Raw genomic sequence first — 14,896 nt, 5'->3', positions numbered from 1 at the left:
CAGCTTCACAGCGCCGGCTCACGCTGGCTGCGCTGTGAAGCGGTCGAGACAGACGTTTGGGCAACTGACTATTTGCAGCTGTAACCCTCGGGCATCGTGACGCTGTAGTTGCGTTGCATGCGGTCCTGGAAGTTCAGGTTCTGCAGGCCTTGCTCGACCAGAAACGCTTCGACTTTGGCGGCCTGACAGTCCTCGTTATAAGACGATGCCCGCAGCAGATATACCGTGCGCTTACTCGCCTCATCCCGGGCGGTGGCAATGAAAGTACTCAGGGTGGTATAGCCGATCCGCTCTGAAGTACCCACCGGGCCATAGGTCGTATTGGGCTTACTGGTGCAGGTCAGTCGGTCATCTTTCTTCTTGGCGTTTTTGCACACGGTGGTAGTGCTGGTTGGAACTTGCCCATAGTCGGTGGCGGTGTAGCGGTAAGACACTTGCCGGCTGCCGATATCGAGACTGATGGTCATTTTGATCGGTGCATGATTCCTGGGCAGGCTGGCGTCGGTATAAACCTCCTGAAAGCCTCTGTCTTTCAGTGCGTTGACCATGTCGCGAAGATAATAGCGGGCATTCAGTGCGTTCTCATCGGCGCTGTTGGTCGAGGTCACCAGCACGGTTGCCTTTCGGTCGAACTGATAGTCCGGATCAGGTATTGCATTGAGCGCTACGTCAAATTGTGTGGCGCAGCCGCTGAGTGATGCTGTCAGCAATAACAGCGCGCATAACAAATAACGGGACATGACAAAGCCGCCTTGAAACTAAGGATTGAATAAGAGTTAAACGATTGGGACTTGCGATAAACAACTCGCCGTCAGGGGGGAAGTCTCAGTCTTTCTGGTATTCCAGCAGATCGCCCGGTTGGCAATCGAGCGCAGCGCAGAGCTTGTCCAGAGTTGCCATCTTCACACCTTTGACTTTGCCGTTTTTCAGCAATGACAGATTGGCCTCGGTGATCCCGAGCAGGGCGGCCAACTCTTTCGAGCGAATTTTTTGCGTGGCCATGACAACGTCAAGGCGGACGATAATGGTCATTATGTTGTTCTATATGTATTGACTTTGCTCATCGCTGAGTACTTTTGCATCGCGCATGATAATTGAAAACGAACAGAGCAATACGCCTTTGATTATCTCGTAGGCAGAAGAGGAAGACAGGCCGATCGTGAACTGAAAAATGCGATCCCCCGGCGGCAGATCGATCGATAAAGCCAGACCTTGCAAAGTCTCTACCAGCGGGTAAGCCGCCGGAGAAACGATGCACAGCACCCCCACTCGCCACAGGACGCCGATATTGCGATCGGTCCAGGTTTCGCCGCGTGACAAGCGCAAGAAAAACAACCCGGTCAGCCATAACGCGTAAGCCGACAGGACAACGGGCAGAAAATCCAGAAAAACGATCAGCGCAGTGACCATTGACGACAGCCAGGTGTCGGGATCAAGCAGCGCGCCTTCGACAAACGGGTCGAGCAGTTGTGGCGAGCCTTCTGCAAAGGCATAGAGCAGGCCCGCCAGCATTTCATCCTTTTTGAAGAACCAGACCGTCGCGTTGCCGCCGACCTCCGTCACACCCAGAACCCAGACGAGAATTGCTGCCAGCAGCCCGATCCAATGCATGCGCTGCGGCGCCAATCCGTTGATGTGAGTACTCATGAAAATTCCTGGTTGTTGCAATTTGGTAGCGAATTCTCGATTAAAAATTATCTGATTACAATAATTAATTTTGATTCGCTTGCTGCGGCATCCTCCTCTGCTGCGGCTCCGAGCAATTACTCGTAATGGTGCGGGGAGTCGGCTTGCTGGCGAGCGCGCCGAAGGTGCTCCAAGTGTGAAATCAACAAACTATCGGCAAGACCGAAACCACTACAAAATCAGGCCCCGGGTACCGGGCAACTCATGTCACCCTCCTGACACTTCAAATATTGCTTCAGCGCCTCGACCCGCACCTTGGTCACACCGGTCAGGCAATTGCTGTAGATCAACGGATAAACACTTCCGCCTTCGACCCCGGATGCGGAAAACTTGCACTCGGCATCGCGAAACCCGATCCATGCTCGCTGCGCACCCATTAGCAGCTTCTTGCTGTCAGGGTTGTCCTTCAAACGACCGGTGATCTGTTGATACACCGCGTTCAATTCCTTGTCCGCTGCCTTGAATTCCTGCCCGGCACACTGATTCATGGTGGCCTGATCGCTGGCGTTGGCACAGTCGACGGCGGCGTGGGCGAGAGGCGTGAACAGGACGGGTGTCAGGGCCAGGAGCAGGCGTGGGAGCATGGTTAATCTCACTGTGTCGGATGAAGGTGCAGAGCAGTTTACCGGCTATATGGTGTTTCTATTCAGGAACGCGCAGTCGGGAGGCTTCGAGCAGGCGATCCGCAGTGGCTGCTATCTCCTCGCCGTCATGGAGCATTTCCAGCCAGTGGGCAGGAATCGCCCGAACGCCGTAATAGGCGCCGGCCACTTGTCCCACGATAGCGGCCGTGGTGTCGGCGTCATCGCCCAGGTTGGCCGCTTGCAGAATCGCTGCGGCGAAACTGTCGGTGTGATGAAAACACCACAGTGCCGCTTCCAGAGACTCGACGCAGTAGCCGCTACCACGGATTTCGTCCGCCGACTTTGTGAGGTAATCACCCCGGGCGATGGCTGCGACTTTTGCTTGAACGAAGGTTGAGTCTGACAGTTTGCGCAATTCTGACTTGGACGCGCCAAGCAAGGCTTTGTTGATCACCTCGGCAAGCAACTGACAGCATTCGATGGCCTCGGGCGCTGCGTGGGTTGTCCGCGAACTGTCGCTGGCGAACTGGTGGATCTGACGGGCATCAGGGAAGTAAAACAGCACCACGGGTGCCAGACGCATCAGCGAGCCGTTGCCGGCGGTGAACGCGTCGGTGGACCCCGCGAAGGGCTGGCCGGTTTGCTGATACTGCGACAGCGCCTGGCTGACCGTCATGCCGATATCGAAACACTCACCCGTGGAACTGAGATAGCCCCATTTCCACCAGTTGAGATAGCGCCCCATCTGGTCTGCCGCATCAAATCTGTTTTTGCTCAGCAGACTTTCCGCCAGGCAAAGCGCCATCGAGGTGTCATCCGTCCATTGCCCTGGCTTCAAGTGGAAGGGGCCGCCACCGACCATGTCGGTCAGTGGCTGGAATGAGCCCCGTGGCTTGAACTCCACCGTGGTGCCCACAGCATCACCACAGGCGAGGCCGAGCAGGGCGCCGCGATAACGTTCGGATAGAGATGGCTGCATGCTTCGTCCTTGTCCGTGTCCATTTCGCAGGAAAAGGTAACAGGTTCATCGGATGAGGGCGCTCGATTCAACGATCGGAAATGCCGCCGAATGTTTCCCTGGTGCTGCGCAGGTGAACGGCTTTGATACAACTTCAGGTTGGACATGTGGTCATACAAGCCTACTGTTCAGAACAGGAGGTGACTTATGAAACCGGTACCCAATAGTTTCGAACGCAAAATCACGCTGAAGGCGCCGCGTTCTTATGTCTGGCGCGCATTGGTCGATGCCGAGGCGTTTGGCCAGTGGTTTGGTGTGGCGCTGGAGGGCAGGCGATTCATCGCCGGAGAATGGACGCAGGGGCAGGTCACCTATCCCGGTTATGAACACGTGTTGTGGAACGTGCTGGTCGAGCGGGTCGAACCGCAGCAATTGTTTTCGTTTCGCTGGCACCCGTACGCGGTCAATCCGACGATCGATTATTCCCAGGAGCCAACGACGCTGGTCAAGTTCGAACTGCAGGATTACGAGGGCGGCACTTTGCTCAAAGTGTCCGAGTCCGGCTTCGCGCACATTCCCGACGTGCGGCAGAAGGAGGCGTATTACATGGACAGCCGTGGCTGGGAGGAACAGCTGAGTCGACTTGAACAGTTTCTCGCCGAAAGCGCCAAGACCCGCGAGCGTGACGGTGACTGACTGCGCAATCTTCGAATCCTGGTTGCAACGCTGGGCGCTGGTGCCGGACGGTGAGCCGATCATCACCCCCGGCAGCCGCCTGTTGCCGGTGCGTTTTGGCGACACGCCGGCCATGCTCAAGGTTGCGCTGGATACCGACGAGCAATTCGGCAATCGACTGATGACTTGGTGGGACGGTGAGGGCGCAGCGCGGGTGCTTGCCCATCACGAGGAAGGTTTGTTGCTGGAACGGGCCATGGGCCGGCGTTCTTTGATGCACATGGCGCTCAACGGTGAAGACGACGAAGCCACGCAGATCATGTGCACGACACTAGCGCGCTTGCATGCGCCGCGCCCGACGCCGCCACCGCCGCTGGTGGAGCTGGCACCGTGGTTCGTCTCGCTGCGCGTGGCCGCGGCCGAACATGGTGGGACCTATGCCTTGAGCCTGCAAACGGCTGAAGCCTTGCTCGCAGATCCGCAGGACGTGGTGGTGCTGCACGGTGACATGCACCACGACAATGTTCTCGATTTCTCTGCACACGGCTGGCTCGCTATTGATCCCAAACGAGTACGCGGCGAGCGCGGTTATGACTACGCCAACCTGATCTGCAACCCGGACTTGCCGACGGCTGGCGATTCACAGCGATTGCGCCGGCAGGTCGAGGTGATCGTCGAGGCGTCCGGGCTTGATCGCCGACGCTTGCTGCAATGGGTGTTGGCGTTTGCCGGATTGTCGGCCGCCTGGTTCCTGGAGGACGATGCGCAGCAACAGGCTGCCGAACAGCTGCAGGTCGCGCAAATCGCCGCTTGCCTGCTGGATAACTGAGAGGGCTAAGGGTTTTCGGAAGGGCTGGTATAGCGAATGTCTTACACGCGGTGCTAGCTTTTTCGACTATTGCCGATTGGATCCACGGCGTAATCTACACCCATCAACTGAGACACAGGGAGTGTTTCAGGATCACGGATGATCGACCATAGCAAGGATCGCTGCCGACAGGGAGTCGATAATGGTCTTGGGAAAAACCCGCTTCGGCGGGTTTTTTTTTCGCCTGTAGAAAAGTGCACCACCCTGTAGGAGCTGCCGCAGGCTGCGATCTTTTGATCTTGCTTCATGAAAGCCAAAATCAAAAGATCGCAGCCTGCGGCAGCTCCTACAGGGAAACGTGTTTTCAGGAAGCAATCAGTTGGCGCAGGACGTAATGCAGAATCCCGCCGGACTTGAAGTACTCCACCTCATTCAACGTATCGATGCGGCACAGCACCTCGATTTTTTCCTGGCGCCCGTCTTCACGGGTGATCACCAGCGTCAGGTTCATGCGCGGCGTCAGCTCGACACCGGTCAGGCCCTGAATATCCAGGGTTTCCTTGCCGGTGAGGTTCAGGCTCTTGCGGTTCTGATCGAGCTTGAACTGCAGCGGCAACACGCCCATGCCTACCAGGTTGGAACGGTGAATACGCTCGAAGCTTTCGGCGATCACCGCTTTGACGCCCAGCAGGTTGGTGCCTTTGGCCGCCCAGTCACGGCTGGAGCCGGTGCCGTATTCCTGACCGGCGATCACCACCAGCGGCGTGCCCGAGGCCTGGTACAGCATGGCGGCATCGTAAATCGGCATTTTCTCGCCGCTCGGGATGTAGATCGTGTTGCCACCTTCTTCGCCGCCGAGCATCTCGTTACGAATGCGGATGTTGGCGAATGTGCCGCGCATCATCACTTCGTGGTTGCCACGCCGTGAGCCGTAGGAGTTGAAGTCCCGCGGCTCCACGCCTTTTTCGCGCAGATAGCGCCCGGCCGGGCTGTCAGCCTTGATGTTGCCAGCGGGGGAGATGTGGTCAGTGGTTACCGAATCGCCCAACAGCGCCAGAACCCGCGCCCCTTTGACGTCGGTGATCACAGGCAACGGGCCGGAAATATCGTCGAAGAACGGTGGATGCTGGATATAGGTCGAGTCGTCCTGCCACACATAGGTGGCGGCTTGCGGTACTTGGATCGCTTGCCATTGTTCGTCACCGGCAAACACCTCGGCGTATTCCTTGTGGAACATCGCAGTGTTGACCTGATTCACCGCGTCGGCGATTTCCCTGCTGCTCGGCCAGATATCGCGCAGGTACACCGGATGGCCTTGTTGGTCATTGCCCAGTGGCTCAGTGCTGATGTCGGTGCGCACGCTGCCGGCCAAGGCGTAGGCGACCACCAGCGGTGGCGAGGCCAGCCAGTTGGTCTTGACCAGCGGATGCACCCGGCCTTCGAAGTTGCGGTTGCCGGACAGCACCGAGGCGACCGTGAGGTCAGCTTTCTGAATGGCTTTTTCGATCGGCTCCGGCAATGGCCCGGAGTTGCCGATGCACGTGGTGCAGCCATAGCCGACCAACGAAAAGCCCAGTTGATCGAGGTATTGCGTAAGCCCCGCCGCCTTGTAGTAGTCGGTGACCACTTTCGAGCCGGGCGCCAGCGAACTCTTGACCCATGGCTTGCGGGTCAGGCCTTTCTCCACGGCTTTTTTCGCCAGCAGACCGGCCGCCATCATCACGCTCGGGTTGGAGGTGTTGGTACAGGAGGTGATCGCGGCGATCACCACCGCACCGTTTTTCAGGCGATAGGTGTGGCCTTCGTATTCGTACTCGGTTTCGCCGACCAGATCGGCGTTACCCACGGCCACGCCACCGCCGCCCTCGCTTTCCAGACGGCCTTCTTCCTTGCTGGTGGGCTTGAATTGCAGGTCCATGAAATCACTGAAAGCCTGTGCCACGTTCGGCAGCGAAACCCGATCCTGCGGGCGCTTTGGCCCGGCCAGGCTGGCTTCGACGCTGCCCATGTCCAGCGCCAGGCTGTCGGTAAACACCGGTTCCTGACCGGGCAGGCGCCACAGGCCCTGTGCCTTGGAGTAGGCCTCCACCAGTTTCACCACTTCGGCCGGGCGACCGGACAGGCGCAGGTATTCGAGGGTTACGTCATCGACCGGAAAGAAGCCGCAGGTCGCGCCGTATTCCGGGGCCATGTTGGCGATGGTCGCGCGGTCGGCCAGCGGCAGATCGGCTAGCCCGTCGCCGTAGAATTCGACGAATTTGCCGACCACACCTTTCTTGCGCAGCATCTGCGTGACTGTCAGCACCAGGTCGGTGGCGGTGATGCCTTCCTTGAGCTTGCCGGTGAGTTTGAAACCGATCACTTCCGGAATCAGCATCGACACCGGTTGGCCGAGCATCGCCGCTTCCGCCTCGATCCCGCCGACGCCCCAGCCGAGTACGCCGAGGCCGTTGATCATGGTGGTGTGGGAGTCGGTGCCGACCAGGGTGTCGGGGAAGGCGTAGGTGCGGCCGTCCTCATCCTTGGTCCACACCGTGCGCCCGAGGTATTCGAGGTTGACCTGGTGGCAGATCCCGGTGCCCGGCGGCACCACGCTGAAGTTGTCGAAGGCGCTCTGACCCCAGCGCAGGAACGCGTAGCGCTCGCCGTTGCGCTGCATTTCGATGTCGACGTTCTGTTCGAAGGCGCTCGGGGTGGCGAATTTGTCGACCATCACCGAGTGGTCGATCACCAGATCCACCGGCGACAGCGGGTTGATTCGCTGCGGATCACCGCCGGCCTTGGCCATGGCGGCGCGCATCGCGGCGAGGTCGACCACGGCAGGGACACCGGTAAAATCTTGCATCAATACCCGAGCCGGGCGGTACTGGATTTCCCGGTCGGAGCGACGCTCCTTGAGCCAGGCAGCGATGGCTTTGAGGTCGGCGCCGGTGACAGTTTTTTCATCTTCCCAGCGCAGCAGGTTTTCCAGCAGGACTTTCAGCGACATCGGTAGCTGGTCGATATTGCCAAGGCTCTTGGCGGCATCGGGCAGGCTGAAATAGTGGTAGGTCTTATCGTCGATTAGTAGAGTTTTGAGGGTCTTCAGACTATCGAGGGACGGCATTACGATCACTCCTTTGAGTCCGCACGGCTACGGACTGAGGGGACGGGCAGAGCTATCAACGTAGCCCTGTTTTCAGTAGCTGGCTAATAACTGGACTCTATGGGCAAGTCCAAGGTTCCGACATCGGCTATCATGCGCCGGTTTTCGTGACAGGCTTTGCTTCACCGCAAGGCTTGAGCAGCGTGCAGGGGCCGAATGTCCGCCCTCTGCCCAGGAGTAAGAATGAACACCCTATTCATGCATTGCCGGCCAGGCTTCGAAGGCGAAGTCTGTTCGGAGATTTCCGACCTCGCCGCCCAACTCAACGTGGCCGGCTACGCCAAGGCCAAACCGGCCACCGCGTACGCCGAGTTTGTCTGCACCGAAGCAGACGGCGCCGAACGCCTGATGCGCGGCCAGCGCTTCGCCGAGCTGATTTTCCCGCGGCAATGGGCGCGGGGCGTTTTCATCAATCTGCCGGAAACCGACCGTATCAGCGTGATCCTCGAGCACATGGCGGACTTCCCGGTCTGCGGCAGCCTGTGGCTGGAAGTGGTCGACACCAACGACGGCAAAGAACTGTCGAACTTCTGCAAAAAATTCGAAGGCCCGCTGCGCAAGGCGCTGACCGGCGCCGGGAAGCTGGTGGACGACGCCAGCAAACCGCGCCTGCTGCTGACCTTCAAAAGTGGTCGTGAAGTGTTCCTCGGTATGGCCGATGCCGGCAACTCGGCGATGTGGCCGATGGGCATTCCGCGTCTGAAGTTTCCGCGCGAGGCGCCAAGCCGTTCAACGTTGAAACTGGAAGAGGCCTGGCACCATTTCATCCCGCGTGACCAGTGGGACGAACGCCTGCACAGCGACATGACCGGCGTCGATCTCGGCGCGGCACCGGGCGGCTGGACCTGGCAGCTGGTTAACCGCGGCATGCTGGTGACCGCCATCGACAACGGCCCGATGGCCGAAAGCCTGATGGACACCGGCCTGGTGCAGCACTTGATGGCTGACGGCTTCACCTTCAAGCCCAAGCAGCCGGTGGACTGGATGGTCTGCGACATCGTCGAGAAACCCGCGCGCAACGCGGCGATGCTGGAAGAGTGGATCGGCGAGGGCCATTGCCGCGAAGCGGTGGTCAACCTCAAGCTGCCGATGAAGCAGCGTTACGCCGAAGTGAAGCGCTTGCTCGAACGCATCGCCGATGGCTTCAAGGCGCGCGGGATCAAGGTCGATATTGGTTGCAAGCAGCTGTATCACGACCGCGAGGAAGTGACCTGCCATCTGCGTCGGCATGACATCAAGAAAGCCAAATCCCGCTAAGTCACCACTAAACCCTGTGGGAATGATCTCTGTGGTGAGGGGATTTCTCCCCGATGGGATTTAGCGCATCCCCAGTCTTTGGGGCCGCTTCGCGACCCATCGGGGGTAAATCCCCTCGCTACAGATGACTGAGCCCCCGGCAATGCGCGACAATGCCGGCCAGTTTCAGGAGTGAATCATGAGTGAAATGATCGATACCCCGGTCGACGGCACCCTCGACGCCACCGGTCTCAATTGCCCGGAGCCGGTGATGATGCTGCACCAGCACATTCGTGACCTGGTGCCTGGCGGCCTGCTCAAGGTGATCGCCACCGATCCCTCGACCCGTCGCGACATTCCCAAGTTCTGCGTGTTTCTCGACCACGAACTGGTGGGCCAGCACGAAGAGGCCGGTACTTATCTGTACTGGATCCGCAAGAAGTCCAATTGAATTCGGGCAAAAAAAAGACCTGCATGTGCAGGTCTTTTTTTATGGCTGATCAGCCCACCGAACGACTGATCCGGATACGCTTGCGCGCACTGCGGGTCAGGCGGATCGAGAGCATGAATGCCGCGCAGCTCAAACCGACGATCAAACCCTGCCACAAGCCGCTCGGGCCACGCGGTTCGCCGAGCCAGTCGGTCAGGCCGAGGGCGTAACCCACTGGCAAGCCGATGCCCCAATAGGCGAACAGGGTCAGGATCATCGTCACCCGGGTGTCCTGATAACCGCGCAGCGCGCCGGCGGCGGTGACCTGGATCGCGTCGGAGAACTGAAACAGTGCCGAGTACACAATCAGCATCGCCGCGATGTGGATCACCGTCGGATCGGCGGTATAGATCGAGGCAATCGGTTCGCGCAGCAACAGCATCATGCTCGCCGAAATACAGGCGTAGGCCAGTGCGGTACCCATGCCGACACCGGCGGCAAAACGTGCTTCACGCGGCTCTTCTCGTCCCAGCGCCTGCCCGACACGTACGGTCACCGCCATGCCGAGCGAATACGGAATCATGAACACCAGCGAGCTGACGTTCAGCGCGATCTGATGCCCGGCGACCACGGTGGCGCCGAGGCTGCCGATCAGCAGGGCGATCACGGCGAAGATGCTCGACTCGGCAAACACCGCGATGCCAATCGGCAGACCGATTGCCAGCAGACGCTTGATCACCGCCCATTGTGGCCAGTCGAAACGGCTGAAGATCTCGCTCGAACGATAGGCCGGCGCCCAGCGCTCGTAACCGGCCAGCCCCAGCGCCATGACCCACATCACAATGGCCGTGGCCCAACCGCAACCCACGCCGCCCATGGCCGGCACGCCGAAGTGGCCATAGATGAAGATGTAGTTCAGCGGAATGTTCAGCGCCAGACCGCATAGACCCAGCACCATCGCCGGGCGGGTGCGGCCGATGCCGTCACTGGTGCAGCGCAGCACGTGATAGAACGCCACCGCCGGCAGGCCGCTGGCAATGCCGTGCAGGTATTGCATGCACGGGCCGATCAGCTCGGGATCGACCTTCATCAGGTGCAGTACCGGTTCGGCGGCGACCAGCATGCAAGTCGCGATCAGGCCGACCACCAGCGCCAGCCACAGCGCCTGACGCACGATCGGGCCGATCTCGCTGTGGGTGCCGGCGCCGAAACGCTGGGCGACTTTCGGCGTGGTGGCCAGCAGGGTGCCGGTCATCAGCAGAAACACCGGAACCCAGATCGAGTTGCCCAGCGCTACCGCCGCCAGATCGCGCGGCCCGACGCGGCCGGCCATCACGGCATCGACGAAGCCCATGGCGGTGGTCGCCAGTTGCGCGATGATGATCGGCAACGCCAGGGCGAGCAGGTTCCTGAACTCCAGGCGAATTCGCGCGGGGCGGGTGAGTGAGGCAGCGAGAGGTTGATCAGTAACAGAATTCACAGGCAAAGCGTCCACAGGTGTTGATGCGCAAGGCGCCGCATTCTACGCCGCTGACGTGACAGTCAGGAAAAATCCTCTGTTGCGCATTTGTAATCATCAATGCCATCCACTGTGACGAGGGAGCTGGCTCCCGCTGGGGTGCGAAGCGACCCCAAACCATCCGGCGTGGTGTATCAGGAAAATCCCGATTGCAGACTTTCCGCCTGCTGCGCAATCGAGCGGGAGCAAGCTCCCTCGCCAAAGTGCAGTCTGCGCTGGCTCAACGGTGGATCTGCACCTAAACTGCCGATCCCCTCTAGGAGCCCGCCATGCTGATTGTTGCCGACGAAAATATCCCGCTGCTCGATGCTTTTTTTGCCGGTTTCGGCGAGATCCGCCGGGTGCCGGGCCGTTCCATCGACCGTGCGAAGGTCGAGCAGGCCGATGTGTTGCTGGTGCGCTCGGTGACCAACGTCAATCGCGCGTTGCTCGAAGGCAGCACGGTGCGTTTCGTCGGCACTTGCACCATCGGAACCGATCACCTCGATCTCGATTATTTCAATGAGGCCGGCATCACCTGGTCCAGCGCCCCCGGGTGCAATGCGCGGGGCGTGGTCGATTACGTGCTTGGTAGCCTGATGACTCTGGCGGAAATCGAAGGCGTTGATTTGCCGCAACGTACGTACGGCGTCATCGGTGCCGGTGAAGTCGGCGGGCGGTTGATCAAGGTCCTCAAGGGCCTGGGCTGGAATGTCAAAGTCTGCGATCCGCCGCGTCAGGCAGCCGAGGGCGGCGATTACGTCAGCCTCGAGCAGATCATCGAGCAGTGCGACGTGATCAGCCTGCACACACCGCTGACCCGTACCGGGGAAGGCGCGACCTGGCACCTGTTCGATGAGCAGCGTTTGCTCCAGCTCAAACCCGGCACCTGGCTGATCAACGCTGCCCGTGGTCCGGTGGTGGATAACGCCGCGTTGCGCGAAGTGCTGCTGGAGCGCGAAGACCTGCAAGCGGTGCTCGATGTTTGGGAAGCCGAGCCTGAGGTCGATGTTGCCCTTGCCGAACTCTGCGTGCTGGCCACACCACACATTGCCGGCTACAGCCTCGATGGCAAGCAACGCGGGACGGCGCAGATTTATCAGGCCTATTGCGAATTTATCGGTCAGCCTGCGAGCATCCAGCTCTGTGACCTGCTGCCGGCACCCTGGCTGTCAGAAGTGACCCTGCACGCCGATAGCGATCCGGCCTGGGCGCTGGCGATGTTGTGCCGTGGGGTGTACGACCCGCGCCGCGATGATGCGGATTTTCGCCGCAGTCTCGTTGGCAATGTCGCCGAACAGCGCGCGGCGTTTGATGTACTGCGCAAGCAGTATCCGGTGCGGCGTGAAATCGAAGGACTGAAGGTGCGGGTTGAAGGCGACTCGCCGCAGTTGCAGCAGATTGTGGCGGCGCTGGGGGCGGTGGCTGTCTAGAAATAAAATTGGCTTTATCGCTGGCAAGCCAGCTCCCACAGGTTCTCCGTGTTACGCAAGATCCGAGCTGACCACTGGACCTGTGGGAGCGGGCTTGCCCGCGATGGTTGCACCACAATCGTCAATTTGTGGGCAGAAAAAACCCGGCCAAAAAGGGGCCGGGTCAGGAAGACGGTGGCTATATCACTTTTGTTCGGCAGGCTTGACCAATCGCTTGTCCAGTTCGCGGCATGCGTCCTGGATCATGTCTTCAGTGATCGGTACTTCACGCCCATCCTTATCAATAATCGAGCAACCCAGAGGTTGGCCGGGCTTGGTGCGGATCACTTGAATCTTGTCTTCGCTGCTGTGTTGCAAGGACATGGCCTGTCTCCTCATCAGGTTGTGCACGTAGATTAAAACCGCCACGTGACCAGGCTGTGACAACACCCTTGGGTCTGTCAAAAGCGGCACCTCCAGTCCAACAGAAATGACCGCTCGTCTCAACCGGGACATTAGACCAATAGCAACTATGGCCTAGTCTTTGGGGGCATATTTAACCTGACTCATTGTGATTTACAGAGTTCCGCCCCATAGAAGGTTTAGGCTAGCCCTTTCATCAACACGGATGTGTACCTGAATGATCTCGAAGCTTTCTTCCCGGCACCGTCGAGCGCTGAGTCTGACCAGCCGATTTCTGGCGCCTTATCGCTGGCAAGTTGCTGCTGCGCTGCTGGCGTTGATCGTCACCGCGGCCGTCACTTTGTCGATGGGGCAGGGGATCAAATTGCTGGTCGATCGGGGCTTCATGACTCAATCGCCGCACCAACTGAACCAGAGCATCGGCATCTTCATGCTGATGGTGCTGGGCCTGGCAGTCGGCACGTTCGCGCGTTTTTACTGGGTGTCGTGGATCGGCGAGCGTTGTGTGGCGGATATCCGGCGCGAAGTGTTCAACCATCTGGTCTATCTGCACCCCGGGTTTTACGAGAACAACCGCAGTTCGGAGATCCAGTCACGGTTGACCGCCGACACCACGTTGCTGCAATCGGTGATCGGCTCTTCACTGTCGATGTTTTTGCGCAACCTGTTGATGGTGATCGGCGGGGTGGTTCTGCTGTTTATCACCAACCCGAAACTCACCAGCATCGTGGTGATTGCCTTGCCGTTCGTGGTCGCGCCGATTCTGATTTTCGGTCGGCGCGTGCGCAATCTGTCGCGGTTGAGTCAGGATCGGGTCGCCGATATCGGCAGCTATGTTTCCGAAACGCTTGGCCAGATCAAGACCGTGCAGGCGTACAACCATCAGGTGCAGGACGAGCGACGTTTCGCCACGACCGTCGAGGACGCGTTCGACACTGCACGCAAGCGCATCTTTCAGCGCTCGTGGATGATCACCGTGGTGATCGTGCTGGTGCTCGGTGCGGTTGCGGTGATGTTGTGGGTCGGCGGCATGGACGTGATTGCCGGACGCATCACCGGTGGTGAACTGGCGGCTTTCGTCTTCTACAGCCTGATTGTCGGCAGTGCGATCGGCACGTTGAGCGAAGTCATCGGCGAGTTGCAGCGTGCTGCGGGTGCCGCTGAACGCATCGCCGAACTCCTCAGTTCGCAGAACATCATCCAGCCGCCGACCCTCGGGCTGGTGACGTTGCCTGAGCGGATCAAGGGCGAACTGCAGTTGCAGAATGTACGTTTTTCCTATCCGTCGCGTCCGGACAGCTACGCCGTCAACGGCCTGAGCCTGACCATCAGGGCTGGCGAGACCCTGGCCCTTGTCGGGCCATCCGGGGCCGGTAAATCCACGGTGTATGACTTGCTGTTGCGCTTCTACGACCCGATTGAAGGGCGGATCCTGATCGACGGTGTGCCGCTGACCAGCCTCGACCCGCTGGACCTGCGGCGCAATTTCGCCCTGGTCTCGCAATCGCCTGCACTGTTTTTCGGCAGCGTCGAAGAGAATATTCGTTACGGCAACGCGGGCGCGACGCTGGAACAGGTTAAGGAAGCGGCAAGAATTGCTCACGCCCATGACTTCATCGAGAAGATGCCCAACGGCTATCAGACCCACTTGGGTGACGCCGGCCTTGGACTTTCCGGCGGCCAGCGTCAACGCCTGGCGATCGCTCGCGCTTTGCTGGTGGATGCGCCGATTCTGCTGCTGGACGAAGCCACCAGTGCCCTCGATGCCCAGAGCGAGCACTTGATTCAGGAAGCGCTGCCAAGCCTGATGCAAAACCGCACCACACTGGTGATCGCGCATCGCTTGGCCACGGTGAAAAACGCCGACCGGATCGCGGTGATGGATCAGGGCAGCCTGGTGGCCATCGGTACCCATCAGGAGCTGATCGTAAGCAATCCGCTGTATGCGCGGCTGGCGGCGCTGCAGTTCAATGATGGGCATGCGGTGGCGGTGTAGAACTGCCTCAGGCCTTTGCTGAAGACAAAAAAATGCCCGCATCGA

General features: G+C 59.5%; 14 protein-coding genes. 6 read left to right on the top strand and 8 right to left on the bottom strand.

All coding sequences use genetic code 11. From position 1 onward, the window contains the following. Nucleotides 1-68: 68 nt before the first annotated feature. From ABV589_RS05670 to ABV589_RS05650, 5 genes are all read right to left on the bottom strand, one after another. The gene (locus ABV589_RS05670) at nt 69-740 is read right to left on the bottom strand and encodes a hypothetical protein (RefSeq protein ID WP_367085212.1); all 672 of its coding nucleotides are present in this window, start codon (nt 738-740) and stop codon (nt 69-71) included. A gap of 85 nt (nt 741-825) precedes the next feature. Beyond that, a complete protein-coding gene (locus ABV589_RS05665; RefSeq protein WP_003226632.1) occupies nt 826-1,032 on the bottom strand; it encodes a helix-turn-helix transcriptional regulator in 207 nt (68 codons plus the stop codon). A gap of 9 nt (nt 1,033-1,041) precedes the next feature. Continuing rightward, nucleotides 1,042-1,647, bottom strand: a complete 606-nt coding sequence (locus tag ABV589_RS05660; protein WP_367085211.1) for a hypothetical protein — start codon at nt 1,645-1,647, stop codon at nt 1,042-1,044. Nucleotides 1,648-1,865: 218 nt separating this feature from the next. Next, a complete protein-coding gene (locus ABV589_RS05655) occupies nt 1,866-2,270 on the bottom strand; it encodes a lysozyme inhibitor LprI family protein (RefSeq protein ID WP_367085210.1) in 405 nt (134 codons plus the stop codon). Nucleotides 2,271-2,328: 58 nt separating this feature from the next. Further along, nucleotides 2,329-3,249 carry an ADP-ribosylglycohydrolase family protein gene (locus ABV589_RS05650; protein ID WP_367085209.1) on the bottom strand — a complete coding sequence of 307 codons (921 nt, stop codon included), beginning with the start codon at nt 3,247-3,249 and terminating at the stop codon, nt 2,329-2,331. A 186-nt stretch (nt 3,250-3,435) separates the two neighbouring features. Between ABV589_RS05650 and ABV589_RS05645 the strand changes: the two genes are divergently transcribed. Then, on the top strand, nt 3,436-3,924 hold the full coding sequence (locus ABV589_RS05645; protein WP_367085208.1) for an SRPBCC family protein: 489 nt from the start codon (nt 3,436-3,438) through the stop codon (nt 3,922-3,924). Then, on the top strand, nt 3,911-4,732 hold the full coding sequence (locus ABV589_RS05640) for an aminoglycoside phosphotransferase family protein (protein WP_367085207.1): 822 nt from the start codon (nt 3,911-3,913) through the stop codon (nt 4,730-4,732). The genes ABV589_RS05645 and ABV589_RS05640 overlap by 14 nt, the downstream gene beginning before the upstream one ends. Nucleotides 4,733-5,075: 343 nt before the next feature. Here ABV589_RS05640 and acnA read toward each other — a convergent pair whose 3' ends face one another. Further along, nucleotides 5,076-7,817 (bottom strand): aconitate hydratase AcnA, encoded by a 2,742-nt coding sequence (gene acnA / locus ABV589_RS05635; RefSeq protein WP_367085206.1) that lies wholly within the window; start codon nt 7,815-7,817, stop codon nt 5,076-5,078. Between the two features lie 222 nt (nt 7,818-8,039). On the opposite strand from acnA, the gene rlmM reads away from it, so the two are divergent. Together rlmM and tusA are read left to right on the top strand one after the other, a co-directional pair. Next, entirely contained in the window at nt 8,040-9,113 is a 1,074-nt protein-coding gene (gene rlmM / locus ABV589_RS05630) for a 23S rRNA (cytidine(2498)-2'-O)-methyltransferase RlmM (RefSeq protein WP_096797183.1), read from the top strand. A gap of 178 nt (nt 9,114-9,291) precedes the next feature. Continuing rightward, complete coding sequence (gene tusA, locus ABV589_RS05625) at nt 9,292-9,543, top strand: sulfurtransferase TusA (RefSeq protein ID WP_007961802.1); 252 nt, start codon at nt 9,292-9,294, stop codon at nt 9,541-9,543. 49 nt (nt 9,544-9,592) lie between these two features. Here the strand turns inward: tusA and ABV589_RS05620 are convergent, their stop codons facing one another. Next, entirely contained in the window at nt 9,593-11,002 is a 1,410-nt protein-coding gene (locus tag ABV589_RS05620; RefSeq protein ID WP_007961803.1) for an MATE family efflux transporter, read from the bottom strand. Nucleotides 11,003-11,310: 308 nt separating this feature from the next. Here ABV589_RS05620 and pdxB point away from each other — a divergent pair, with 308 nt between their 5' ends. Beyond that, nucleotides 11,311-12,453 (top strand): 4-phosphoerythronate dehydrogenase PdxB, encoded by a 1,143-nt coding sequence (gene pdxB, locus ABV589_RS05615; protein ID WP_367085205.1) that lies wholly within the window; start codon nt 11,311-11,313, stop codon nt 12,451-12,453. Nucleotides 12,454-12,636: 183 nt separating this feature from the next. On the opposite strand, the gene ABV589_RS05610 is transcribed toward pdxB, so the two are convergent. Beyond that, complete coding sequence (locus tag ABV589_RS05610; RefSeq protein WP_007961805.1) at nt 12,637-12,816, bottom strand: PA1571 family protein; 180 nt, start codon at nt 12,814-12,816, stop codon at nt 12,637-12,639. Between the two features lie 256 nt (nt 12,817-13,072). Here ABV589_RS05610 and ABV589_RS05605 point away from each other — a divergent pair, with 256 nt between their 5' ends. Beyond that, the gene (locus ABV589_RS05605; RefSeq protein WP_367085204.1) at nt 13,073-14,851 is read left to right on the top strand and encodes an ABC transporter transmembrane domain-containing protein; all 1,779 of its coding nucleotides are present in this window, start codon (nt 13,073-13,075) and stop codon (nt 14,849-14,851) included. Nucleotides 14,852-14,896: the final 45 nt, after the last annotated feature.

Origin of the sequence: Pseudomonas sp. HOU2 (assembly GCF_040729435.1) — a bacterium.
Taxonomy (GTDB): Bacteria; Pseudomonadota; Gammaproteobacteria; order Pseudomonadales; family Pseudomonadaceae; genus Aquipseudomonas.
The sequence above is the reverse complement of the archived record's forward strand: the minus strand, read 5'-3'. Positions and strand labels throughout refer to the sequence as shown.